General features: G+C 33.5%; 21 protein-coding genes and 2 tRNA genes. 7 read left to right on the top strand and 16 right to left on the bottom strand.

Annotated features, from left to right (window positions below):
* Positions 1–93 precede the first annotated feature (93 nt).
* Together P6733_RS15235 and P6733_RS15230 are read left to right on the top strand one after the other, a co-directional pair.
* Positions 94–166 (top strand) — tRNA-Gly (locus tag P6733_RS15235).
* Between the two features lie 14 nt (positions 167–180).
* Positions 181–266 (top strand) — tRNA-Leu (locus P6733_RS15230).
* Positions 267–371: 105 nt separating this feature from the next.
* On the opposite strand, the gene P6733_RS15225 is transcribed toward P6733_RS15230, so the two are convergent.
* The 3 genes from P6733_RS15225 to P6733_RS15215 all read right to left on the bottom strand — a co-directional run bounded on the left by P6733_RS15225 (position 372) and on the right by P6733_RS15215 (position 2,315).
* Positions 372–1,187 (bottom strand): alpha/beta hydrolase, encoded by an 816-nt coding sequence (locus P6733_RS15225; protein ID WP_306353789.1) that lies wholly within the window; start codon positions 1,185–1,187, stop codon positions 372–374.
* A 16-nt stretch (positions 1,188–1,203) separates the two neighbouring features.
* A complete protein-coding gene (locus P6733_RS15220; protein WP_306353788.1) occupies positions 1,204–1,662 on the bottom strand; it encodes a RidA family protein in 459 nt (152 codons plus the stop codon).
* Between the two features lie 74 nt (positions 1,663–1,736).
* Complete coding sequence (locus P6733_RS15215) at positions 1,737–2,315, bottom strand: Crp/Fnr family transcriptional regulator (RefSeq protein WP_306353787.1); 579 nt, start codon at positions 2,313–2,315, stop codon at positions 1,737–1,739.
* A gap of 441 nt (positions 2,316–2,756) precedes the next feature.
* On the opposite strand from P6733_RS15215, the gene P6733_RS15210 reads away from it, so the two are divergent.
* Positions 2,757–3,128 carry a YegP family protein gene (locus tag P6733_RS15210; protein WP_306353786.1) on the top strand — a complete coding sequence of 124 codons (372 nt, stop codon included), beginning with the start codon at positions 2,757–2,759 and terminating at the stop codon, positions 3,126–3,128.
* A gap of 152 nt (positions 3,129–3,280) precedes the next feature.
* Here P6733_RS15210 and P6733_RS15205 read toward each other — a convergent pair whose 3' ends face one another.
* The 4 genes from P6733_RS15205 to P6733_RS15190 all read right to left on the bottom strand — a co-directional run bounded on the left by P6733_RS15205 (position 3,281) and on the right by P6733_RS15190 (position 7,629).
* Complete coding sequence (locus tag P6733_RS15205; protein ID WP_306353785.1) at positions 3,281–3,514, bottom strand: hypothetical protein; 234 nt, start codon at positions 3,512–3,514, stop codon at positions 3,281–3,283.
* Positions 3,515–3,764: 250 nt separating this feature from the next.
* Positions 3,765–5,906: a S46 family peptidase gene (locus tag P6733_RS15200; protein ID WP_306353784.1), complete on the bottom strand. Its 2,142-nt coding sequence runs from the start codon at positions 5,904–5,906 to the stop codon at positions 3,765–3,767.
* Positions 5,907–5,945: 39 nt separating this feature from the next.
* Entirely contained in the window at positions 5,946–6,401 is a 456-nt protein-coding gene (locus P6733_RS15195) for a GNAT family N-acetyltransferase (protein WP_306353783.1), read from the bottom strand.
* Positions 6,379–7,629: a 3-deoxy-D-manno-octulosonic acid transferase gene (locus tag P6733_RS15190; protein WP_306353782.1), complete on the bottom strand. Its 1,251-nt coding sequence runs from the start codon at positions 7,627–7,629 to the stop codon at positions 6,379–6,381. Before P6733_RS15190 ends, P6733_RS15195 begins: the two co-directional genes overlap by 23 nt.
* 100 nt (positions 7,630–7,729) lie before the next feature.
* On the opposite strand from P6733_RS15190, the gene P6733_RS15185 reads away from it, so the two are divergent.
* Both P6733_RS15185 and galE read left to right on the top strand, forming a co-directional pair.
* Complete coding sequence (locus P6733_RS15185) at positions 7,730–8,863, top strand: DegT/DnrJ/EryC1/StrS family aminotransferase (RefSeq protein WP_306353781.1); 1,134 nt, start codon at positions 7,730–7,732, stop codon at positions 8,861–8,863.
* Positions 8,864–8,877: 14 nt separating this feature from the next.
* Complete coding sequence (gene galE, locus P6733_RS15180; protein ID WP_306353780.1) at positions 8,878–9,891, top strand: UDP-glucose 4-epimerase GalE; 1,014 nt, start codon at positions 8,878–8,880, stop codon at positions 9,889–9,891.
* A 71-nt stretch (positions 9,892–9,962) separates the two neighbouring features.
* Here galE and fabD read toward each other — a convergent pair whose 3' ends face one another.
* From fabD to P6733_RS15150, 6 genes are all read right to left on the bottom strand, one after another.
* Entirely contained in the window at positions 9,963–10,838 is an 876-nt protein-coding gene (gene fabD / locus P6733_RS15175; RefSeq protein WP_306353779.1) for an ACP S-malonyltransferase, read from the bottom strand.
* A gap of 182 nt (positions 10,839–11,020) precedes the next feature.
* Positions 11,021–11,746 carry a pirin family protein gene (locus P6733_RS15170; protein ID WP_306353778.1) on the bottom strand — a complete coding sequence of 242 codons (726 nt, stop codon included), beginning with the start codon at positions 11,744–11,746 and terminating at the stop codon, positions 11,021–11,023.
* A gap of 179 nt (positions 11,747–11,925) precedes the next feature.
* Positions 11,926–12,504: a Crp/Fnr family transcriptional regulator gene (locus P6733_RS15165; protein WP_306353777.1), complete on the bottom strand. Its 579-nt coding sequence runs from the start codon at positions 12,502–12,504 to the stop codon at positions 11,926–11,928.
* 11 nt (positions 12,505–12,515) lie between these two features.
* The gene (gene purT / locus P6733_RS15160; RefSeq protein WP_306353776.1) at positions 12,516–13,679 is read right to left on the bottom strand and encodes a formate-dependent phosphoribosylglycinamide formyltransferase; all 1,164 of its coding nucleotides are present in this window, start codon (positions 13,677–13,679) and stop codon (positions 12,516–12,518) included.
* A gap of 71 nt (positions 13,680–13,750) precedes the next feature.
* The gene (locus P6733_RS15155; protein WP_306353775.1) at positions 13,751–14,935 is read right to left on the bottom strand and encodes a pyridoxal phosphate-dependent aminotransferase; all 1,185 of its coding nucleotides are present in this window, start codon (positions 14,933–14,935) and stop codon (positions 13,751–13,753) included.
* Between the two features lie 35 nt (positions 14,936–14,970).
* Positions 14,971–16,065 carry a fatty acid desaturase family protein gene (locus P6733_RS15150; protein ID WP_306353774.1) on the bottom strand — a complete coding sequence of 365 codons (1,095 nt, stop codon included), beginning with the start codon at positions 16,063–16,065 and terminating at the stop codon, positions 14,971–14,973.
* A 119-nt stretch (positions 16,066–16,184) separates the two neighbouring features.
* Here P6733_RS15150 and rsmG point away from each other — a divergent pair, with 119 nt between their 5' ends.
* Positions 16,185–16,814: a 16S rRNA (guanine(527)-N(7))-methyltransferase RsmG gene (gene rsmG / locus P6733_RS15145; protein ID WP_306353773.1), complete on the top strand. Its 630-nt coding sequence runs from the start codon at positions 16,185–16,187 to the stop codon at positions 16,812–16,814.
* A gap of 53 nt (positions 16,815–16,867) precedes the next feature.
* Here rsmG and pruA read toward each other — a convergent pair whose 3' ends face one another.
* The 3 genes from pruA to P6733_RS15130 form a co-directional block, all read right to left on the bottom strand.
* Positions 16,868–18,493 carry an L-glutamate gamma-semialdehyde dehydrogenase gene (pruA, locus tag P6733_RS15140; RefSeq protein WP_306353772.1) on the bottom strand — a complete coding sequence of 542 codons (1,626 nt, stop codon included), beginning with the start codon at positions 18,491–18,493 and terminating at the stop codon, positions 16,868–16,870.
* A 213-nt stretch (positions 18,494–18,706) separates the two neighbouring features.
* The gene (apaG, locus tag P6733_RS15135) at positions 18,707–19,093 is read right to left on the bottom strand and encodes a Co2+/Mg2+ efflux protein ApaG (protein WP_306353771.1); all 387 of its coding nucleotides are present in this window, start codon (positions 19,091–19,093) and stop codon (positions 18,707–18,709) included.
* A gap of 111 nt (positions 19,094–19,204) precedes the next feature.
* Positions 19,205–20,407 (bottom strand): type IX secretion system plug protein, encoded by a 1,203-nt coding sequence (locus P6733_RS15130; RefSeq protein WP_306353818.1) that lies wholly within the window; start codon positions 20,405–20,407, stop codon positions 19,205–19,207.
* A gap of 330 nt (positions 20,408–20,737) precedes the next feature.
* Here P6733_RS15130 and P6733_RS15125 point away from each other — a divergent pair, with 330 nt between their 5' ends.
* Positions 20,738–23,548, top strand: a complete 2,811-nt coding sequence (locus P6733_RS15125) for a M16 family metallopeptidase (protein WP_306353770.1) — start codon at positions 20,738–20,740, stop codon at positions 23,546–23,548.
* The last annotated feature ends 31 nt before the right edge of the window (positions 23,549–23,579 follow it).

Here is a 23,579-nt window from a genome sequence, read left to right as displayed (position 1 = left end):
TTTTCAAAAAAGGCTTGTGTAATTGAATAAATGTACTAAATTTGCAACCGCAATACAGAACAAGTAATGCGGTTCATTTGAAAAATTGATAACGCGAAAATAGCTCAGTTGGTAGAGCGCGACCTTGCCAAGGTCGAGGTCGCGGGTTCGAATCCCGTTTTTCGCTCGGCTACTTATAATGCTTGGATGGTGGAATTGGTAGACACGCTGGACTTAAAATCCAGTGAACAGTAATGTTCGTGCGGGTTCAAGTCCCGCTCTGAGTACTCAGAAAGCCCGTATTTATACGGGCTTTTTCTATTTATACCCATTACGTATTTATAGATTTAAATTAGATAAAAAAAAGCTCCTAAGAAATTAGGAGCTTTTTTTTATGGCCATTTTTTATTGAAAAATTCTATAAAATAATTTAATTGGGTGATTGCGGCATTGGACCAATAGGCTGCAGTATGTCCTCCGGGACGCTCGATATACTCGTGTGGAATCTTATTATTTAGCAAAGATTGATGAAATTGCCGATTTTGATCAATCAATGGGTCTTCCGTTCCGCAATCAATAATAATTTTTTGCTGTGTATTTTTGAAAAAGGAAATACGATTAGCAATAACATATTGTTCCCAGACAAAACCATCTTGACCTAGCACTTTGTCTACTTGATAATCCTTGATAAAAGGTCTGAAATCTAAGGCGCCACACATACTCCCGATAATGCCAAAGGTATTTTGATATTCGCTTCCAATTAACAATGTACCATAGCCACCCATACTCCATCCTAGTAATCCTCTTTTGTTTTTATCATTATGAGTTGGGAAGTGATTGTCGATGTAGTCTACCAATTCTTGTCCAATAAAAGTCTCGTATTGGGAAGAAGATTCAATAGGGCTATTTACATACCAGCTGCTAAAGTTACCATCGGGAAGAATAAAAATGGTATGATCAATATCAGCGCGTTTCGATAACGTTGGAATGTCCTGTTCTAAAGTGCGGGTTGGGTTGCCGCTATACCCATGAAGGATGTATACGCTGTTTAATTTTTGGTTTTTAGTATAATCGGGTGTAATTACTATAACAGGAATACTTTTGTTCATAGCGGTGCTAAAAACGCTTATAGTTTTTGTGTTTGCCGATTGACAGAAGGTGCTGATGCATAAAAATAAAATAACCCAAGTATGTGGAATGTGTTTCATGATTTTGGAATTAAGATTATTTACTTTTTTTGTAGGCGATAGCATCAACTTCGATTTGCATGCCGTCAATAGCCAAACGGGGAACTGGAATAAGTGTGCTTGCGGGAAAATTTTTCGGTTCCCATACCTTGTTCATTTCTTCCGACCAGATTTTTAATTTCTCAGGAGAATGATCTACGATTAAGATTGTGATTTTTGTAGTGTTTTGTGGTTTGAGTCCATGAGAATCCAGTACGATAACAAGATTTTTTAAAGCAACTTGAACCTGCGTTCTAAAATCAGAACTTAAGATGTGGGATTTTCCTTGGCCTCCACTTTGTCCAGAGATGAAAATTAATTCGCCTTGCAAAGGAACTGAGACGGAGTGATTGAATCCGTAAGGAGTCGGATCGAATAATTCTGCTGGATTTTTGAAATTTTGAGCCTGACTAAAGTACCCACAAAATAATAATCCTAAGGATAATATGCGTTTCATAATTTTAATGTTTAAATTTTATAGGACAAAATTCTGACATTAAAAAATGGAAAACATTTACATATGTTGATGTTTTAAGATAAATCTAAATCCTTGCGAATTCGACTTAATTGAGTAGGAGTAATGCCTAGAAAAGAAGCAATATGATGTTGTTTAAGACGATGTTCTATAGTGTGGTAATCCTGTTGAAATTGAAGATACCGTTTTTTGGCAGTTTCGTATTTTAATGTAATTTCTGAATTTTCTTTGGCTACAATCCAGTTCTTTTCAATATATCGGATGTGGTACAGCGCTAGGTCATGATGTACTTCAAGTAATCGTCTAAATTCAGAAGCGCTAAATTGTATGACTTCAGAATCTTCTAAAGCATAAATAGAGAATAAACTCGGCTGTTGTTGTATAAGTGCTGAGGTTGATGCGACAAAAGAATTTTCTGCAAAAAAGATTTTGATGACCATATCACCATTTTCTGCAAGATAATAATAGGAAAATAGTCCTTTATTAACGAAGTAATACTCTTTAGGAATCTCTCCTGCTTTCAGTAAAAAATCACCTTTTGAGATGTTTCTTTTGATGAAAGATGTTGCGAGATCTTTTTTGCAAGCCTCGGAAAGAGGATAGTAAGAATCCATTTGTTCGAAAATAGTTTTCATAGTGGCGTTCTCAGGGTAGATAGATTAGACTTTTTTAAGTACTAGGGGTTTGTGTTTATGTTCGAAAATCATTTTTGTAAGATTTTGTGCTGTGGAACAAACAGTAGAATGCTTTTTCAGATAGATTTTAAGCTTATGTTGGCTTTTAATTGGCTCGATGCGGTTAGTGGTTATAGGTATTTGGAATAATGGCTTAGAAGTCAAATTTAAGGAAAAATACGAAATGGATGGATTGATTTTTTAAATTTTAAAACAATAGGAAGCTGTGATCGATGTTGAAAATTATGATAAACTTAAGAGGTTAAGGCTGTGTGTTTTCCCTTTTTGTGCGTTATAAACTTTATAAGCATGTTTTTAATTTGTAAAATTTGTAAGTATTTTTGTAAAAATCGACTATATTGTGAGGTGTGTCGATAGAGTGTAATTTGAATGATATTAGTTATGGGAGCGTTTGTTATAAGCAAAAGAGAAAATGGGGAATATAAGTTTGTTTATACCAATAGAAGAGGAAATACAACTTTAACCAGTGCAAAGTATGCTACGAAGGTAGAATGCGAAGAAGATATTGAAACGATTAAAGCAAATACAGAATATTGTTATTATGTACGCTTTAAGGCATCAAACGGTAAATTCTTTTTCAGGATAATATTAAACGGACAGGTTTTGGCAACCAGCAGAAAATTTAATACTGAATTGAGAATAGCAAAAGGGATTGATGAAATTAAATTATATGCCTCAAAAGCAGAGACTTTAGATTTTTCTGAAAATGATTTCTTCTTTACAGAGGAAGAGCAGGAAGAGAAAGTGGCTTAGGGCTTTGTGATGATTAAGATATATAAGGTTTGACTTTTTGAAGTTGAACCTTTTTTTTATGGAATAAGCTAGCGAAAGAATAGGTTTTGAAAAGTATATAAAATAAAAAAGCCACGCTAGGCGTGGCTTTAAATGCTTTGACTAATTAAATATTAGTGAGCAGCTTTAACTTCTTCTACAGCTTTGTCAGCAGCAGCTTTAGTAGCATCTACAGCTTGAGTAGCAGCAGAATCAACAGCTTGAGTAGCCTCAACTGCAGTTTGTTCAACTGTTTCAACAGCCTCAACAGCTGGAGTTTCTTCTACTGGAGCTTCTGTAGCAGCATCTTTACAAGAAACTACTGTCATCATAGCAACTAATGCTAAGCTTAATACAACTTTTTTCATCTTACTAAATTATAAAGGTTAATTATTAATTCGAGGCAAAGATATAAATTTTTTAATACGATAAAATAATTCTAATAAAATTTTTTTAAAGTTTTTGAAAATAAATAAATATGCTGTTTTTCAATGCTTTAACGCCGATTTTGAGGTGTTTTTTTTAAGAATTTGACAAAAATATCGTTGAAAATTAGTTATTCTCAGTTAAAATACATTCGGATTAATTCTTACAACACCTTTTTTAATTATTTTCGACCTATTTTTTCTTTGGGTGAACGAGTTTCATTTCGTCAATTAAGTGCTTTGCACCCGCATATTTATCAATAATAAATAAGACATATCTCATGTCTACCATAATGTTTCTACAAATTGCAGGATCATAATAGATATCACTCATGGTTCCTTCCCATACACGGTCAAAATTTAAACCAATTAAATTTCCTGAAGCATCAATTGCTGGGCTACCAGAATTACCTCCAGTAGTATGATTTGTTCCAATAAAGTTTACAGGCATTTTCCCATTTACACCATATTGACCAAAATCTTTTGCGTTGTAGAGTTGAATTAATTTCTCTGGAACATTAAATTCATAATCTCCTGGAATATATTTTTCCATTACACCTTCTAAATACGTTACAGGTTCGTAGTGTACCGCATCTTTAGGCTCATATCCATCAACTTTACCATAGGTTACTCTTAAAGTACTATTTGCATCAGGGAAAATACGAGAATTTGTATTCAACTCTAATAATGCTTTCATATAGGTACGTTGTAAAGCTGTAATTTTTAAGTTGATCTCATCATATTTAGGGCTAACGTTTTTAAAGTAATTATCCGCTAATGATTTTACGAATAAAAAGCCTTTGTCTTTATTTATTTTTTTGATCACTTCTTTTGCGTCTCCTTTTAATAGATTCTGGAATCCATTGTAGTCCGTCAATTGAGATTTACCATATATTTCAGCCGTTAATTTTTTGTAATTAGCATTCTGCAAAGTAGCTGGTAAAAATTGTTTAGGTGATTTTGTTCCGTATAATTGAACCAATTGTTCAAAAACTTTTTCATCTACATTTTTATTGAAATCCTTATAGAATTCCTCTTGTCCCTTAATTAGGTTTGCTTTACGATCATTAAAAGATTGTTCTCCTTTATTAAGGTAAACTTGCTCTAATTGATAAAGTTTAAATCCAGCGCTTAAAAGCTCAGTATTACGCAATACAACTTCAGTAAAGTAATCTCTACTTAAGGCATAAGGAGCAATCTCTTTATAGTTTGTTTCAAAATCAGCTAACAGAGTACCATATTCAGACTCTTTACCCGCTTTAGTTACTTTTTGTTGGAATTCTTTTTCAGCAGTTCTTTTTATTGCAATTGCATTCGATTTTTTAATTCCTTGTGTTTCTCCAATCCATTTTTTCCAATAGTTTGCAATGCTAGCATATTTTGAAGCATATTGAATTTTGATAGCATTGTCTTTTCGCATGAAACCATCTGCTATTTTTAAAGCCGCATCACGCACTTCAATTTTTGCAGGGTTTAACTCATTTACGATTTGCTCAATAGCGATAGAAGGTAAATACTCTGTTGTTCTACCTGGATATCCAAATACTAAAGTGAAATCATCTTCTTCGATACCATCTAAAGAAATTGGTAAGAAATGTTTTGGTGTATAAGGTACATTGTCTTTAGAATAAGAAGCTGGACGATTGTTTTTGTCAGCATATATTCTGAATAGACTAAAATCCCCTGTATGTCTTGGCCATACCCAGTTGTCTGTATCAGATCCGAATTTTCCAATAGAGGAAGGTGGAGCACCTACTAAACGAACATCTTTGAATGTTTCAGTAACAAATAATAAGTACTGATTGCCTTCATAGAACGTACGGATTTTATTTTCCTGCCAAGCTTCTTTTTTGAATGAAGCTGTAACTTTAGCAATGTTTTCTTGAATTTTTTGTTGTTTTTCCTGTTCAGTAGGCAATAACAAGACACCGCTCAATACTTGTGAAGTTACATCTTCAATCTTAACGATAAAAGTAGCTACTAAATCTGGATTTGGTAATTCATCCTCTTGTTTCATTGCCCAAAAACCATCTGTAAGATAATCATGGTCAATTGTAGAGTGCGATTGAATTTCTCCAAAACCACAGTGGTGATTCGTTAATAATAAACCTTTTGGAGAGATAACTTCAGAGGTACAACCACCATTAAAGTGTGGTACAGCATCTTTTAAGCTAGAATTGTTTGTGTCATAAATATCTGAAGCAGACATTTTCATACCTAAACTTTTCATTTCTGTTTCATTCATCCCTTTTAATAAAGAGGGAATCCACATTCCACCTTGCTGCGAATAAATTGGCAGAGCAATCAGTAGAACAAATAATTTTAAAAATCTCATAGTTAAAAATTTAATTGGGTGTGTTTACAATGGCAATGTTTAACGAACAATGTATTTCATTAAATCTCTATTGTGCATTGTGAAATCGTTGGCAATATACAATTTTTGGGCGTTTTTGTTGTGGTTTTCTACTTCTAAATAGACTATTTTTAGTGATAGTTTAAGAAATTCTTCTCGTAAGAAAGTCATTGCCTTTTTTCCGGCACCTTTACCTCTGGCAGTCTCGGCTAAATATAATTCATCCAAGAAAGCAATGCGGCCATTGTATTCGAAGCTAAAAACAAACGTGATAATACTATATCCAATAGGAGTGTTGTTATCAAGGATTAACCAACCTCTCCCTAAGTTTTCATTACTGATGAATTCATGAAGTAATTTTTTGGAATTTTCCTTTTCAATTGGATAATTGTCAATGGCATAAAAATCCTGCATCATATCGGCTAAGATATCGATGTCTGAATGGTCGATAGCCTTAAATTCGATTTCCGTTTTCATTTAAAATTTGTTTTAAAATAATTGTTGTAGCGTTTTTATTCATTTGCACAAATGTGCTGCAAATGTGTCCTTTTTCATATCGTACGTCAATATTGAAAATTAAATCTTCAAAAGTGTCTTTTAATTCTTCCCGGGTTTGAATTGAAATGCAACCTCCCATATTAACCAAAGCAGTAGCTTCCGCAAAGTGAGAATAATTTGGACCAATGATTATTGGGATTCCAAAAGCAGCAGGTTCTAATATGTTATGCACACCAGGGTTACCAAATCCACCACCTATATAAGCGATGTCAGCATAACTGTATATTTTAGTCAAAATACCAATTGTATCAATGATAAAAACGTCGTAATCGGCTAGGTTTTTTCCTTCTTTTTCAGAAAATAAAATTACCTTTTTCGATAGGCTATTTTTCAATTGAGCAATTTGATCCGGTTTTATATTATGTGGCGCAATAATAAATTTAGTATCCCAACTATTATTATTGATTAATTCGATGAGTAGATTCTCATCTTTTGGCCAAGAACTCCCCACGACAACGGTAGTAATATCATTTTTAAATTCACGGATAAACTCAAGAGAATTATCTTTTTCCATGATTTCAGCCACACGATCAAATCGAGTGTCTCCACTTACGGTAACATTGGTTTTTCCCAAGCGATTTAATAATTCTTTTGAGGTTCCATTCTGTACAAAAAAATGATTAAATGTGTTTAATGCATTGCGATAAAATCCGCCATACCATTTGAAAAACATCTGATTTTCTCTGAAAATCCCTGATATAAGATAAGTAGGGATTTCTTTATTCTTTAATTCTTTCAAATAGTTAGGCCAATACTCATATTTGATAAAAAACACCATTTCTGGATGAATCGCGGTAATGAATTTTTTAGCATTCGAAGGAGTGTCCAAAGGAAGATAACAAATTACATCAGCAACAGTAGCATTTTTTCGGACTTCATAGCCAGAAGGAGAGAAAAATGTAATGACAATTTTATGCTGTGGAAAATGCTTTTTGATTTGTTCTATTACAGGAAGACCTTGTTCATACTCACCTAAAGAAGCAGCGTGAAACCAAATAGTCTTATCTGTGGGATTTATTTTTTGATTTAAAGTAGGGAAAACTGTTTTCCGACCATCCACAAAAAGTTTTATTTTGGGGTTAAAAAGAGCAATCAATTGAAGTAATTGTTGCGCTACATAGGTCAGTAAATTGTAGATTATAAACATAAGCGATATATTGTGTGGCTAAATTACATCACTTTGCATTAATTTCATTGGTAGGCAGTCATTAAATTAGTAATTTTGCTTGTTTTAAATTTTATTTTAGATGAAAAAAATTCAAATGGTTGATCTTAAAGGTCAATATGAAAATATTAAAGAAAAAGTAAATAACTCAATTCAAGAGGTTTTAGATACTAATGCTTATATCAACGGACCTCAGGTTCACCAATTCCAAAAAGACTTAGAGCAATATTTAGAAGCAAAGCATGTCATTCCTTGTGCGAATGGTACTGATGCATTGCAAATTGCTATGATGGCTTTGGACTTAAAGCCAGGAGATGAAGTTATTACAGCCGATTTTACATTTGCTGCAACAGTAGAGGTAATTGCTTTATTGCAATTAACACCGGTATTAGTAGATGTTGAAATGGATACTTATAATATTTCCGTTGAAGCGATAGAAAAAGCAATTACGCCAAAAACAAAAGCAATTGTTCCTGTGCATTTATTTGGACAAACGGCTAATATGGAAGCTATCATGGCTTCGGCAAAAAAACATAATCTATATGTTATTGAAGATAATGCTCAAGCTATTGGAGCAAATTATAAGTTTGCAGATGGAACGAAGAAAAAAGCAGGTGTCATTGGACATGTAGCTTCTACTTCATTTTTCCCATCAAAAAACTTAGGTTGTTATGGTGACGGTGGAGCAATTTTTACGAATGATGATGCATTAGCACATCAGTTGAGAGGAATTGTAAACCATGGAATGTATGTACGTTATCACCATGATGTGGTAGGAGTGAATTCTAGATTAGATTCAATTCAAGCGGCAGTATTGAATGCAAAATTGCCAAATCTTGATACCTATAATGAAGCAAGAATAGCCGCTGCAACAAAATATAGCAAAGCATTAGCAAACCATAAAAATATTGTAACACCAGTGGTTACAGGTGATGCGGATTCTCATGTATTTCACCAATATACGTTAAGAATTGTAAACTCTAATCGTGATGGTTTAATGCAACATTTATTAGACAAAGGAATTCCATGTGCAATCTATTATCCAATTCCATTACACAGTCAAAAAGCATATTTAGATTCTCGTTATAAAGAAGAAGACTTCCCCGTTACAAATCAGTTAGTACAAGAAGTTATTGCATTACCAATGCATACTGAATTAGAAGATGATCAAATTAAATTTATTACGGATTCAATTTTAGAATTTTTAAATAAATAATAAAAAAAAATTAAATGAAAATTCTTGTAACTGGAGGTTTAGGATTTATTGGCTCGCATACAGTAGTTGAATTACAGAATGAAGGCTATGAAGTTGTAATTATTGATAATCTTTCGAATGCTTCAGAAGAGGTTTTGGATGGGATTACTAGAATCACAGGAAAATCTCCAATTTTTGAAAAATTAGATTTACGTAATAAATCAGAAGTTCAGGAGTTTTTCAAGAAATATGAAGATATTTCTAATGTCATTCATTTTGCAGCATCAAAAGCTGTTGGAGAAAGTGTTCAAAATCCTTTGATGTATTATGAAAATAATATTAATTCATTAGTTTACCTTTTACAAGAATTACAAAATAGAAAAGAGGCTAAATTTATTTTTAGTTCTTCATGCACCGTATATGGGCAGGTAGATGTAATGCCAATTACTGAAAATGCACCGATTCAACCCGCTTCGTCACCTTATGGTAATACAAAGCAAATTGCAGAAGAAATAATTGAAGATGTTGCTAAAATTTCAGATTTCACGGCAATTCTTCTTCGTTATTTCAATCCAATTGGAGCACACTCTTCAGCAGAAATTGGAGAATTACCAATTGGTGTTCCGCAGAATTTAGTGCCGTTTATCACACAAACAGGAATAGGTTTACGCAAAGAATTATCTGTTTTCGGGTCGGATTACCCAACGATTGACGGAACTTGTATCCGAGATTATATCCATGTAGTTGATTTGGCAAAAGCCCATGTTGTGGCGCTGCAAAGATTAATTGGCAATAAAAACGATACAAAAGTCGAAACGTTCAATATTGGTACCGGAGCAGGAAGCACTGTTTTACAAGTTATAGAATCTTTTGAGCAAGTTAGCGGACAAAAAATCCCTTATAAGTTTGTGGACAGGAGAGCAGGTGATATTGTTGAAGCCTATGCGGATACGCAAAAAGCAAATACAGTTTTAGGATGGAAAGCAAAACAATCACTAAACGAAGCCTTAGAAAGTGCTTGGAAATGGGAACAAAAAATTAGAAAATAATTGTTTTTACAATAAATAAAAAGCCCGATATGAATTTCATATCGGGCTTTTTTGATGTTTAATGATAATAGTTACGCAGAAGCGACTTCTGCATTTTTATCAATTTTTTTGATCAAACCTTGTAATACATTTCCAGGACCAACCTCAGTAAATAGTGTAGCGCCATCTGCAATCATTTGTTGTACAGATTGTGTCCAACGTACTGGAGCGGTTAATTGGATGATTAGGTTTTTCTTGATTTCGTTTGGATCAGATACCGCACTTGCCGTTACATTTTGATATACTGGACAAATAGGTTGAGAGAAAATAGTGTTTTCAATTGCTGCTGCAAGTTCTTCCCTAGCAGGCTCCATCATTGGAGAGTGGAAAGCACCACCTACAGGTAGTAATAAAGCACGTTTTGCACCTCTTTCTTTCATCACTTCACAAGCCTTATTAACGGCTTCAATTTCTCCAGAGATCACTAATTGACCTGGACAGTTATAATTTGCAGCGACTACAATGCCATCAATACTAGCACATACTTCTTCTACGATAGAATCTTCTAATCCTAATACAGCTGCCATTGTTGAAGGTGTTATTTCGCATGCTTTTTGCATGGCTAAAGCACGTTGAGAAACTAAACGTAACCCATCTTCAAAAGATAATGTACCATTTGTTACTAGAGCAGAAAACTCTCCTAAAGAGTGACCTGCCACCATTTCTGGCTTGAAGCTATCCCCTAATGTTTTGGCTAAAATTACAGAATGTAAAAAAACAGCTGGTTGTGTAACCTTAGTTTCTTTAAGCTCTTCGGCAGTACCTTCAAACATAATGTCTGTGATTCTAAAACCTAAAATTTCATTTGCTTTTTCAAAAAGCTCTTTGGCTAGTGGCGATTGCTCATATAAGTCTTTTCCCATTCCTGTAAATTGGGCACCTTGACCAGGAAATACATATGCTTTCATGTGTTACATTTAAAATTTAGAGATTGAATAATACAATTCAATCCGAAGGCAAAAATAATCTTTTTTTTAGGAGAATCAACTTTTCATCGATTCAGATGAAAGTTAATTTTTTCTGGATATAAAAAAATGCCCAAGATAATCCTTGAGCATTTTGATGAAAAATAATTTTTAAAGCTAGCTTTTTAAGATTGCTGTAATAACATGGGTACTTCCATTAATAAAAATTCAGCATCCGATTGTGCCGTGATGTCCAAAGTTTCAAAATCCCAAATTCCAAAACCATCACGAGTATTCAATAGTTGGTCACCTACTTGGATGTCTCCTTTCAATACAAAAACATAAAGACCATTTCCTTTTTTATTAATTGTATAAGTCTCTTTGTGATTTGCAGTGAATGAACTTAAATGAAACCAAGCATCTTGATGAATCCATACACCACTTCCTTCTGGATTTGGAGATACAATTTGTTGTAATTTATTATGACGATCCTCACTGTTTAATGTAATTTGATCATATCGAGGAGTTACATTTCGTTTATTAGGGATTACCCATATTTGAAGAAATTTTACTTCTTCGTCTTTGTTTTTATTGTATTCACTATGCTTTACGCCAGTACCAGCACTCATGATTTGAATATCTCCTTTTCTGATAACAGTGGTGTTTCCCATACTGTCTTGGTGTTCTAAATCTCCTTCCAATGGAATACTAATGATTTCCATATTTTCATGAGGATGTGTGCCAAATCCCATACCTTGTGATACTGTATCATCGTTTAATACACGTAACACACCAAAATTCATTCGTTCAGGATTATGATAATTAGCGAAACTAAAAGTGTGAAAACTTTTTAACCAACCATGATTTGCTAGGCCACGGGTATCTGCTTTGTGTAAAACTGAATTTTCCATAATTTGATTTTTTATTATTATACTGTAATAATCGGTTACTAACTTAATTATGATACAAATTTACAACTCTTAAGAAAGAAGAACACTTGACCTAGATTAAGAAATGAATAGCTCTTAAAATGAAAATACCGGATTGAATTTTTTACAATTACAATCAGGTAGTATGGGATAGAAATAAATTATTTGTTTTTAAGCATTTTGGTTCGCATTCGACTAAAAAACTCTGGTGTGACACCAATGTAGGATGCAATTTGTTTTTGAGGAAGATTGAGAATAAGTTCGGGGTATTTTGTACAGAATTTATCATATCGTGCTTCCGCTGTAAGACTAAGATTGTCCATGATTCTTTGCTGATTACTCACTAAAGCATTCTCTGTAATGATTCGAAAGAAACGTTCAAATTGAGGAATATCAATGTATAGTTGTTCCTGTTTGATCTTGGAAAGCAACAATACATCTGCGTCATCATTTACTTCAATAGTTAAGGTGCCTGGTTGCTGAGATAGTAAACTATACATGTCGGCAATCCACCAATTATTACAAGCAAAACTCATTACATGTTCAGAACAATTGGTGTCTATGGTATAACTGCGTAATATTCCTTTAGAAACAAAATAGGAGTATTCACAAATGTCCCCACTATGGAGTACTATCGTTTTTGCTTTATAGTTTTTTTGCTCTAATAAAGAAAGAAAATGTTTTTCTTCTGTGGAGCTTAATTGAATATATCGCGCTATATTTTGTAATATCAATTCCAAACGATTCGGTATTATGCTTTCACTTCTACTAATGCAGCAGCAACTTTTGCTTTTTCTATTAATGTTTCAATAGGAGTTTCTAAAGTGTCATTAACTAATGCAACCCCCATTCTGCGATACGGTCTTGAAGTTGGTTTTCCAAAGATTCTGAAATCAGTTTTTGGTAAAGCAGCAATTTTTTCTAGACCCATATAGCTAGGAGAAATACTGTCAAATTGTGCAGCAATAACAGCGCTAGCGCCAGTTTTTTCTAATGTTATTTCATGAATAGGCAAGCTTAATATTGCTCTCAAATGCAATTCAAATTCATTGAAATTTTGAGTATTGGCCAATGTGACCATACCTGTATCATGTGGGCGAGGGGATAATTCGGAAAAATAAACACCTTCGTCTGTAAGGAAAAATTCTACTCCAAAAAGCCCTGCACCACCTAAAGCTTCAGTAACTTTTTCTGCCATGTCCTGTGCTTCAAATAATGGAGCATCAGATATTTTTGCAGGTTGCCAACTTTCTTGGTAATCACCTCTTTCTTGACGATGACCAATCGGGGCACAAAATAGCGTAGGATTATTGTTTTGAGTAACGGTTAATAACGTGATTTCTGAATTGAACTTTACAAAAGCTTCAACAATAACTTCAACAACATCACCGCGAGAGCCTTCAACAGCATACTGCCAAGCTTTCTCAATATCCGATTCTGTTTTAATTGTTGATTGACCTTTACCCGAAGAAGACATTAATGGTTTAACAACACAAGGTATACCTACTTCCAATACACCTTTACGAAGTTCTTCGGACGATGTTGCATATCGATAATTTGCCGTACGAAGTCCAAGGTCTTTTGCTGCAAGATCACGAATGGCTTTTCTGTTCATGGTGAAATTTGCTGCCTTTGCAGAAGGAACAACCGTGAATCCCTGTTTTTCATAATCATAAAAACGTTCTGTACGAATAGCTTCTATTTCAGGTACAATAAAGTCAGGTTGATGTTTGGCTACAATTGCATCCAACGCATCTCCGTCGAGCATATTGATGACTTCAAATCCATTTGCAACTTGCATAGCTGGGGCATTTTCATAATTATCAACTGCAATTACAGTTTGCCCGATGCGTTGTGCAGCAATCACAAATTCTTTACCTAATTCTCCTGATCCTAAAAGTAATATTTTTGACATGATAGAGTAATATAATAAGGGTCTATAGTTTTTTTAGCAATAAAAAAGCCCCATAAAAATGGGGCAGGATATTATGATACAGCTTCTTTAATACGTCTGAGCGCTTCAGTTAATAAAGTCTCACTTGTTGCATACGAAAAGCGAATACAGTTAGGGTTTCCAAAAGCATCCCCTGTTACTGTAGCAACATTAGCTTCAGAAAGTAGATACATAGAAAAATCATCTGCATTATTAATTTTGGTTCCTTTTAATGTTTTTCCAAAGAAAGAAGAAACATCTGGGAATACATAGAAAGCTCCTTCGGGAACATTAATCTTCATTCCAGGAATATCTTTGATTAGGCCTACAACTAAATCCCTTCTTTTGTGGAATTCAGTAACCATGAATTTAATTTTGTCTGGAGAAGCATCTAAGGCTGCAATAGTAGCACGTTGCGCAATACTATTTGCTCCACTCGTAATTTGGCCTTGCATTTTAGTACAAGCTTTTGCAATAAATTCTGGAGCACCGATATAACCAATTCTCCATCCTGTCATTGCGAATGCCTTTGATACGCCATTTACCGTGATTGTACGCTCATACATTCCAGGAATAGTTGCAATACTGCAAAAGTTCCCTGTGAAATTGATGTGCTCGTAGATTTCATCTGAAACGATAAATATGTTTGGGTATTTTTCCAATACTTTAGCAATCGCTGTTAACTCAGTAACATTATATACAGAACCACTTGGATTACAAGGAGAGCTGAACATAATCATTTTTGTTTTTGGTGTAATAGCTGCTTCTAGTTGTTCTGGAGTGATTTTGAAATCACTTTCGATAGAAGTAGGAACTTCTACTGGAACACCTTCAGACATTTTAATGATCTCAGCGTAACTTACCCAAAACGGTGCAGGTAATATACATTCGTCTCCTGGATTGATTAATACTTGCGCTACATTGAACAAAGATTGTTTTGCTCCTGTAGATACTACAATTTGTGATGGAGTATAATCAAGATTATTGTCTCTTTTGAATTTTCGGCATACTGCTTCTTTCAAATCAACATAACCATCAACGGGTGTGTATGTGCTGTAATTGTCGTGAATCGCTTGGATTGCAGCTTCTTTAATAAAGTCAGGAGTGTTAAAATCAGGTTCACCTAAACTTAAACTGATGATGTCTTTTCCTTGTAATTTTAATTCTCTAGCTTTTGCGGCCATTGCCAAAGTTTGAGAAGTAGATAATTTATTAATTCTATCTGAAAGCTGATTCATTTTATAGGTCTTATTGTGATTAGTTGTTTGTGTTGTTAGATTGTCATTGCAGGTTTCATTCCTAATTCTTTCAAATGCTTGAAATGTGCAATAATTGCTTCTCTCGTTGTCTTGAATTCGTGGTATGGTAAATCATGCTCTTGAGCAGTCTGCTTTACAATTTTTGAAATTTTACCATAGTGAACATGGCTAATGTTTGGGAAAATATGGTGTTCAATTTGATGATTTAAACCACCTGTAAACCAATTAATAATCCAATTTTTACGAGCAAAATTTGCAGTAGTGTACAATTGATGAATTGCCCATGTATTTTCCATTTCTCCTAATTCATTTGGAGAAGGATTATCTGTCTCATCAACAACGTGAGCCAATTGGAATACAATACTTAGGATTAAACCAGCAGTATAATGCATTACAGAAAAACCAATTAATACTTTCCACCAAGTAATTCCTAGAACGATAGGAACGACGATCCAAATGGAGATGTATATGATTTTAGTGATAACCAATACAGTCCAAAGACGTACTGGATTTGGGAATTCTCCATAAGATAATTTTCGTTTTACATAGCTTCTCATCTGTTTGAAATCGGTTGTAATCGCCCAGTTGAAAGTTAATAAACCATATAAGAAAAGAGAGTAATAATGTTGAAATCTATGGAAGCTATGCCATTCTGCATTTTTAGTAAAACGGATAATTCGACCTGCTTCTAAATCTTCGTCATGACCCGGGATATTCGTATAAGTGTGGTGTAGAACATTGTGTTGTACTTGCCAGTTGTATACATTTCCAGCTAATATATAAATGCTGGATCCCATGATTTTGTTTAGCCAAGGCTTAGAAGAATAAGAACCGTGATTACCATCATGCATTACATTCATACCGACACCTGCCATACCAATACCAATAACTATAGTTAATAGTAATTGAATCCATGCGGACATGTCTAAAGTTAAGAGTAAAAAGTAAGGGGTAAGGAAAATTGAAAACATAATAATCGTTTTCAAATGTAATTTCCAGTTTCCTGTTTTTTTTATGTTATTATCCTTAAAGTAGTCATTTACACGCTTGTTCAGTGTTTTAAAAAACTTTAAAGAATCATGTCTTGAAAAAGTTGGAGCGTTACTCATATTATAATCATTCTAAATAAATAATAGTTTCAAAGGTAATTATTATAATGTTTTTTGTATGTAAAAAACAGTTAAAAATTTCAGCATGAAAATCATTACTTTTGTGAAAAATTTTTAGAATGGAAGAAATTATCAAATATTTCCCTGATTTAACTGATGTTCAGAAAGAGCAGTTTCAAATGTTGGAAAGTTTATACCAAGATTGGAATTCGAAAATAAATGTAATTTCTCGTAAAGATATTGACGAATTATATACGAAACATGTTTTGCATTCTCTTGGGATTGCTAAAATACAGGGTTTTAAGGCGGGAACAAAAATTTTAGATGTTGGTACAGGAGGAGGCTTTCCGGGAATTCCATTAGCGATTCTATTTCCTGAAACACATTTTTATTTAATTGATGTTATTGCAAAGAAAATAAAAGTTGTTCAGGCAGTGGCTGATGCTTTAGGATTGAAAAATGTAAAAGCAGAACAAATTCGCGCAGAATTAGTAAAAGGTGAATTTGATTTTGTGGTGAGTAGAGCAGTAACTAATATGCCAGATTTTGTGCTTTGGATAAAGAACAAAATTAAAAAACAACAAAAGCACGAATTGAAAAATGGAATCCTTTATTTAAAAGGGGGAGATTTGACAGAAGAACTTCAGGATTTTCCAAAGGCCACACAATATGAATTGGCTTCAATTTTTGAAAATGAATTTTTTGAAACAAAAAAAGTAGTTCATTTACCGATAAAATTTAAAGTATAAAAAAAGCCCATTTCAATTGAAATGGGCTTTTTTTATTTATATATCAAATTAGATTATCCTAAAAATGGATATCTGTAATTTGTAGGAGTTACGAATGTCTCTTTGATTGTTCTAGGAGAAACCCAACGCAATAAGTTCAAGATAGAACCAGCTTTGTCATTTGTTCCAGATCCTCTAGCACCACCAAATGGTTGTTGACCTACAACAGCTCCAGTTGGTTTGTCATTGATATAGAAGTTACCAGCACTATTTACTAATATTTTAGTAGCTTGTTCGATAGCATAACGATCTTGACTGAAAACAGCACCCGTTAACGCGTACTCTGAAGTTTCATCTACTAAGTGTAGTGTTTCTTCCCATTTAGCATCTTCATAAACATAAATAGTCAATACAGGACCGAATAACTCAGTACTCATTGTTTCATATTTTGGGTTGGTTGTTACAATAACTGTAGGCTCAATAAAGTATCCTTTTGTTTTGTCGTAATTACCACCTACAATGATTTCAGCATCAGAATCTTTTTTCGCCTGATCGATGAATTTTGCTAATTTATCAAATGAACTCTCACTAATAACAGCAGATACGAAGTTTGATGTATCTTCTGGAGAACCCATTTTCATGCTTTTCAAATCTCCAACCAATTGTTCTTTAATAGCTGGCCAGATAGAACTTGGTAAATAAGCTCTAGATGCCGCAGAACATTTTTGTCCTTGATATTCAAAAGCACCTCTTGATAATGCTGTAGCAACTTGTGCTGGGTGTGAAGAAGGGTGAGCAATCACGAAATCTTTTCCACCAGTTTCTCCAACGATTCTTGGGTATGTTTTGTATTTATGAATGTTACTTCCAATTTTTGCCCAGATATCATTGAAAACACCTGTTGATCCTGTAAAATGGATTCCAGCAAAATGTGGGTTTTCTAAAAGAGTATCACTAATCATGCTTGAATTTCCGTAAACCACGTTGATTACACCGTCTGGTAATCCCGCTTCTTTGAAAACTTCAACGATTACAGCAGCAGAATAAATCTGAGTAGCACTAGGTTTCCATACTACTACATTCCCCATTAATGCTGGAGAAGCAGGAAGGTTACCAGCAATAGCTGTAAAGTTAAAAGGAGTAATTGCATAAACAAAACCTTCTAGAGGTCTGTGTTCCATGCGATTCCATATTCCTTCAGAAGAAATTGGTTGTTCATGATAAATTTGAGTCATGAATTGTACGTTGAAACGTAAAAAGTCAATGAATTCGCAAGCAGAATCAATTTCTGCTTGGTGAACAGTTTTTGCTTGAGCAATCATTGTTGCAGCATTGATTTTTGCACGGTATGGTCCCGCTAATAATTCTGCAGCTTTTAAGAAAATTGAAGCTCTGTGTTCCCAAGATAAATTAGCCCATTTTTTACGTGCTTCCAAAGCCGTTTCGATCGCTTGTTCAATATGGATTTTATCTGCCTGATGATATTTACCAACAACGTGTTGGTGATCAAAAGGAGGGTTTATATTTTTTGTATTACCGGTTCTAATTTCTTTACCTCCAATGTATAATGGAATATCCACTGTTGAATTGTACATTTTTTTGAAAGTAGCAAGTACTTCTTCTCTTTCTGGTGAACCAGGAGCGTATGATTTTACAGTTTCATTGATCGCTTTAGGTACATTAAAAATTCCTTTTGGCATGGCAACTAAGATTTTTATGAATAATTAATTATTTGCAACACAAAGATACGAAATGATATTTTTAAAATATCAAAATACTAGAAATTGGGAATTATTAACAATATCTTATTCTGAAGCTTTTAGGAGATTCAATTTATTCTTCCAAAAAGGAGTAAAATAGAATGATTATCCTCGATGAAATTTAAAGAGTAAGAAGGAAATGTAATTTTTAAATTAGTTTAAAGCAAAAGGTGTGCTTAAACGAAATGTAGGAATGATAACGCGAAACATTTTGGTAGAGGTGAAATTCACCATGCTAAAATATCCTCTCATCGCACCAAACGGAGAAGAAAGTAAACAACCAGAACTATAGGTGTGCTTTTCTCCTGGTTTTAAAACAGGTTTTTTTCCTATTACACCTTCGCCATCTACAATTTCAATGTCATTAAGGGAATCGTAAATTTCCCAGTGGCGTGAAGTTAATTGGACAGAATCTTTACTTTGATTTTCAATAGTAACCTCATAACTAAAGGCAAAATGAATTTTGTAGTTCTTGAAGTATGTACCTTCAAAACTAGTCAAAACTGAAATTTTTATACCTCTTGTAATCTGAGAAACCATAGGGTTGTAAATATTTTCTGAAAGATTCTTTAAAAATGTTGTGTAAAGATAAAAAAAATATTAGATCTCTAGAAAAGCAAGGGATTAAGTTTAGTTAAATTATCTTTAAAATTAATTCGTAATGTTCTGTGAACTTGCTACTCCTTTACCAATTACACGATCATATCGTTCTCCATTTTCACGGTAATATACAACAACGAAATATTCGTTTTCAGTTTGATAATAATTACCATCAATAGCATTTTCATCGTCTACTTTTTTACCGTCAGAAATTACATATTTGAAATTCGTGAAACCTTGTTTAATCATAATTGCTTTTTCATAAAGCCCTTTTTCTTGATTATACTTCATTTTGTTTTCATCAGTCAATAAATAATTATTGAACATTCCAGAAACATAAATATCTTTTTTACCAAAGTATTCAGGAGCACTTAAACTAAAATATACCCAAGCATAATCAGCTTCGACTTCGTTATTTGCAGCATTCATATTACGCAATACAAAGTTACCGTTAATATCAGGGTAGTACGTATAGATTTTGTTAGCACGTGCTTCGTTAGTGTATAAGTGACTGTTGTAAATGTCTTTTGCATCTACATATAAAACAGTATTATTCACCGTTCGAATTTCTTTATTATCAAAATTTAAAAATTCATTTCCACCCCAAAATTGAGTTTCAGTATTGTATTTATAAATCAAATCATTCCCAATGGTGTATTGTGGTTTGATATTGTAAATGGCATTGTTCCATTGACCATTTTGCATCAATAATACTTTTACATTTTGCAAAGGACTTTGGAATAATAAATTAGGTGATTTTATAGCAAAATCTAAATTCTGTTTCTGTTCGATAGTACTTAAGTCACGAGATCTTTTCATCTGCAAAGGCACGCTTACTAAATCATCATACAAGACAAATTTTCTTGAAAAAACAATGTTTTGATCTTCATTAAGGATATTGATGATATAGTTTCCAGTCACTCTTAGATTCGTCTGAACGTTTGGAATCGATAATCGATAGTGTGAATAAATTTGTAAGGTATTGAATGAATTCTCATAATCACGGATTCTTTGATTATCAAAGCCCTCTAAGTATTCGCTCTTCGCTAATTGTGAAGGCGTCCAGTCGTAATTACAATGTGTGATAGTATAATAATAGTTGGACTCATCACCAAACAAATCGTCAAATTGAAGTTGAAAAGTATCTCCTTTTCGGAATATAGGAATCATGTTTTGTTGGTTTTGAACAAAACTGACTGTTTTTATGTTATAGGGAGGCGCTACTTCATTTTGTACCTGTGCAAAACTGATCATTACATTCGTAAGAAGTAACCAACAAAGAAAATAATTAAACTTTTTCAAAACCATCTTTCGAGCGTCTAAATTATACGTATAAAATGTAAATATAGTAATTCTCACCGATTGCATGGGTTTAAAAACTTGAATTAGAAGAAGTTTTCTCCGAAAAGGACCAAAGAATGGTATTTTTATAATAATCGAGTATTAATGTGTAATTGTTTAATATTGTGTGAGATAAAGTTAATATATTCATGTGATTTAGTTAAAATTAGTATAATTGAATTTCTTGAATAGCATTATGTAACTAGTTTTACCTGCAACTATAACTAAATAACATATAATTTTATGAAGCAATTGAACGTATTGTTATTCCTCCTGATGACCGTTCCAGGATTTATTTTTGCGCAGGAATTTAAATCGGATTCGCCAATTCCATTTGATGCAACCGTTAAAAAAGGAAAATTAAAAAATGGATTAACATATTACATTAAGAAAAACTCAAAACCAGAAAATAAGGTTGATTTAAGATTAGTAGTGAATGCAGGTTCTATTTTGGAAGACGATGATCAACGCGGATTAGCGCATTTTATGGAACATATGTGTTTTAATGGAACCAAACGTTTTCCTAAAAATCAATTAGTAGATTATCTTCAAAGTATTGGAGTGAAATTTGGACAGCATTTAAATGCCTATACCAGTTTTGATGAAACAGCATATTTCCTACCAATACCATCTGACGACCCGGAAAAGTTAGAGAAAGGATTTCAGATTATAGAAGATTGGGCTTTTAATACCGTTTTGACACCAGAGGAAATTGATAAAGAAAGAGGAGTAGTCTTAGAAGAATATCGTTTAGGATTAGGTGCTGATAAAAGAATGTTAGGAAAGTATATTTCTAAAATGTTATATAAATCGCATTATGCAGATCGTTTGCCAATTGGTAAAAAAGAGATTTTAGAAAAGTTCAAGCATGAAGCATTAATTCGATTCTATAAAGATTGGTATAGACCTAATCTGATGAGTGTAATTGTGGTTGGTGATATAGATCCAGTAGCGATGGAGAAGAAAATTATAGAACATTTTTCAGGCTATAAAAATCCAAAAAATGAACGACCAAGAAAGACTTACGATGTGCCGAATCACAAAGAAACTTTTGTAGCTGTAGAATCAGATAAAGAAGCTTCTTTTACGAGAGTAAATCTTGTTTATAAAGATTACGATGCTCCAAAAACCACTGTGACTGTAAATGATTATAGAAATGATCTTTTAAAAGGATTATTCTCAAGCATGTTGAATAATAGATTAGATGAATTAGTAAATACTGCTAATCCGCCATTTAACTATGCTTATGCATACTATGGAAGTACATGGGCAAGAACCAAAGATGCTTATCAAGCATCTGCAATGACACAAGAAGATAAATCTTTACAAGGATTGAAAGTTGTTGTTGAAGAAAATGAGAGGGTACGTAAATTTGGATTTACTCAAAATGAATTAGAGCGAGCAAAAGCAGAGTATTTAGCTAGTTATGAAAAAACATACAATGATCGTGATAAAACAAATTCTGTCAATTTTGTGGGAGAGTACCAAGGTAATTTCTTGAAAAATGAACCTGTTCCTGGTATTGCTTGGGAATATGAAACGATAAAAAACTTATTTCCTACAATAAAGGTGGAGGAAGTGAATAAATTGATTACTAATTACATCAAGGAGGATAATCGAGTTGTGGTTATTACTGGACCAGAAAAAGAAGGACTGAAAAAAGTAACTGAAAAAGAAGTTTTGGAAGTTTTGAAAGTGAATTCAGCGGCATTAACAGCGTACCAAGATTCAGAAATGGTACAAAGTTTATTGCGTAAAGAAGTGAAGCCAGGTAAAGTTATAAAGAAGGAAACAAATGATAAAATCGGTACAACGACATTGACACTTTCAAATGGTGCGAAGGTTGTTTACAAAAAAACAGATTTTAAGAATGATGAAGTTTTGATGGATGCTGTAAGCTTTGGCGGAACAAACTTGTATTCTAATGAAGAAATGAACAAGACACAATGGGCAAACAATGGTTTGACAGAGGCAGGTGTTTCAGGACTAAAAATAAACGATATCAATAAATTCATGACGGGTAAAATAGCAAAAGCTTCTCCTTATATATCTGCAATTACAGAAGGAGTCCGTGGTAGTTCAACACCAAAAGATTTAGAATATTTGTTTCAAATGACCCATGCTTATTTTACAGATTTAAATCAAGATGATGAGGCATTTGCAGGTTATAAACAAAAACAGACCGCTGTGTTTAAAAATCTATTGTCAACACCAAGTTATTACTTTCAAGATCAATTCTACAGATATATCTATGCTGAGAATCCAAGGTTCACAGGGATCTTTCCAGACGAAAAAGCATTGGAAGTTGCGGATTATGATTTAGCCTATAAGAAGTATAAAGAACGTTTTGCTAATGCAGGAGATTTTGTTTTCTATTTTGTAGGGAATATTGACGATGCAGCCATGGAGAAATATTCAGAACAATATCTTGCTTCGTTACCCTCAACTATGGAAAGAGAGAAGATGATAGATTTGGGATACCGTTATATCAAAGGAGATCATAAAAAAGTAGTCAATAAAGGAACAGACCCTAAAAGTTCTGTGACAATTATGTATCAGGGAGATTGTAAATATGATCCAAAAGAAGATATGGCTATGCAAGCTTTAGGGGAAGTGCTGTCTATTAAGTTAGTAGAGGAATTAAGAGAAAATGAAAGTGGAGTTTATGGTGTTGGAGCGAGAGGATCTTTGAATAAAGTACCTTATGGATCGTACAGTTTTTCGATTAGTTTTCCATGCGGACCAGAAAATGCAGAAAAATTAACTGCTTCGGCATTGCGCGAATTGCAAAAAATAGTGGACAATGGGCCAGATCAAAAAGATGTAGTGAAATATAAAGAAGGGGAAATTTTAGATTATAAGAAGGATTTGAAAGAAAACAGATTCTGGTTAGGATCATTAAAGTCGGCCTATGTTGATGGAACAGATGTAAACGATGTTGTAGGGTATGAGCAGAAAGTAAATGCTGTAACGGCAAAAGAAATTCAAGCTGTTGCTAAAAAGTATTTAACAAAGGATAAAATTATCGGAATGCTGATGCCAGAAATGAACTAAGAGCTAAGAGTATTGACATACAATGAAAAAC

Origin of the sequence: Flavobacterium aerium, from assembly GCF_030766725.1 — a bacterium.
In the GTDB taxonomy this organism is placed as follows: Bacteria; Bacteroidota; Bacteroidia; order Flavobacteriales; family Flavobacteriaceae; genus Flavobacterium; species Flavobacterium aerium.
Note: the sequence above shows the minus strand (reverse complement) of the source record. Positions and strands in the feature narration are given on the sequence as shown.

Coding starts and splice junctions, on each gene's coding strand:
- P6733_RS15225 (WP_306353789.1), bottom strand. CDS start 1,187: ATGAAACACATTCCACATACTTGGGTTATTTTATTTTTATGCATCAGC.
- P6733_RS15185 (WP_306353781.1), top strand. CDS start 7,730: ATGAAAAAAATTCAAATGGTTGATCTTAAAGGTCAATATGAAAATATT.
- P6733_RS15155 (WP_306353775.1), bottom strand. CDS start 14,935: ATGAATCAGCTTTCAGATAGAATTAATAAATTATCTACTTCTCAAACT.
- P6733_RS15130 (WP_306353818.1), bottom strand. CDS start 20,407: ATGATCAGTTTTGCACAGGTACAAAATGAAGTAGCGCCTCCCTATAAC.
- pruA (WP_306353772.1), bottom strand. CDS start 18,493: ATGCCAAAAGGAATTTTTAATGTACCTAAAGCGATCAATGAAACTGTA.
- P6733_RS15220 (WP_306353788.1), bottom strand. CDS start 1,662: ATGAAACGCATATTATCCTTAGGATTATTATTTTGTGGGTACTTTAGT.
- purT (WP_306353776.1), bottom strand. CDS start 13,679: ATGTCAAAAATATTACTTTTAGGATCAGGAGAATTAGGTAAAGAATTT.
- apaG (WP_306353771.1), bottom strand. CDS start 19,093: ATGGTTTCTCAGATTACAAGAGGTATAAAAATTTCAGTTTTGACTAGT.
- P6733_RS15125 (WP_306353770.1), top strand. CDS start 20,738: ATGAAGCAATTGAACGTATTGTTATTCCTCCTGATGACCGTTCCAGGA.
- P6733_RS15210 (WP_306353786.1), top strand. CDS start 2,757: ATGGGAGCGTTTGTTATAAGCAAAAGAGAAAATGGGGAATATAAGTTT.
- P6733_RS15205 (WP_306353785.1), bottom strand. CDS start 3,514: ATGAAAAAAGTTGTATTAAGCTTAGCATTAGTTGCTATGATGACAGTA.
- galE (WP_306353780.1), top strand. CDS start 8,878: ATGAAAATTCTTGTAACTGGAGGTTTAGGATTTATTGGCTCGCATACA.
- fabD (WP_306353779.1), bottom strand. CDS start 10,838: ATGAAAGCATATGTATTTCCTGGTCAAGGTGCCCAATTTACAGGAATG.
- P6733_RS15195 (WP_306353783.1), bottom strand. CDS start 6,401: ATGAAAACGGAAATCGAATTTAAGGCTATCGACCATTCAGACATCGAT.
- P6733_RS15170 (WP_306353778.1), bottom strand. CDS start 11,746: ATGGAAAATTCAGTTTTACACAAAGCAGATACCCGTGGCCTAGCAAAT.
- P6733_RS15150 (WP_306353774.1), bottom strand. CDS start 16,065: ATGAGTAACGCTCCAACTTTTTCAAGACATGATTCTTTAAAGTTTTTT.
- rsmG (WP_306353773.1), top strand. CDS start 16,185: ATGGAAGAAATTATCAAATATTTCCCTGATTTAACTGATGTTCAGAAA.
- P6733_RS15190 (WP_306353782.1), bottom strand. CDS start 7,629: ATGTTTATAATCTACAATTTACTGACCTATGTAGCGCAACAATTACTT.
- P6733_RS15200 (WP_306353784.1), bottom strand. CDS start 5,906: ATGAGATTTTTAAAATTATTTGTTCTACTGATTGCTCTGCCAATTTAT.
- P6733_RS15215 (WP_306353787.1), bottom strand. CDS start 2,315: ATGAAAACTATTTTCGAACAAATGGATTCTTACTATCCTCTTTCCGAG.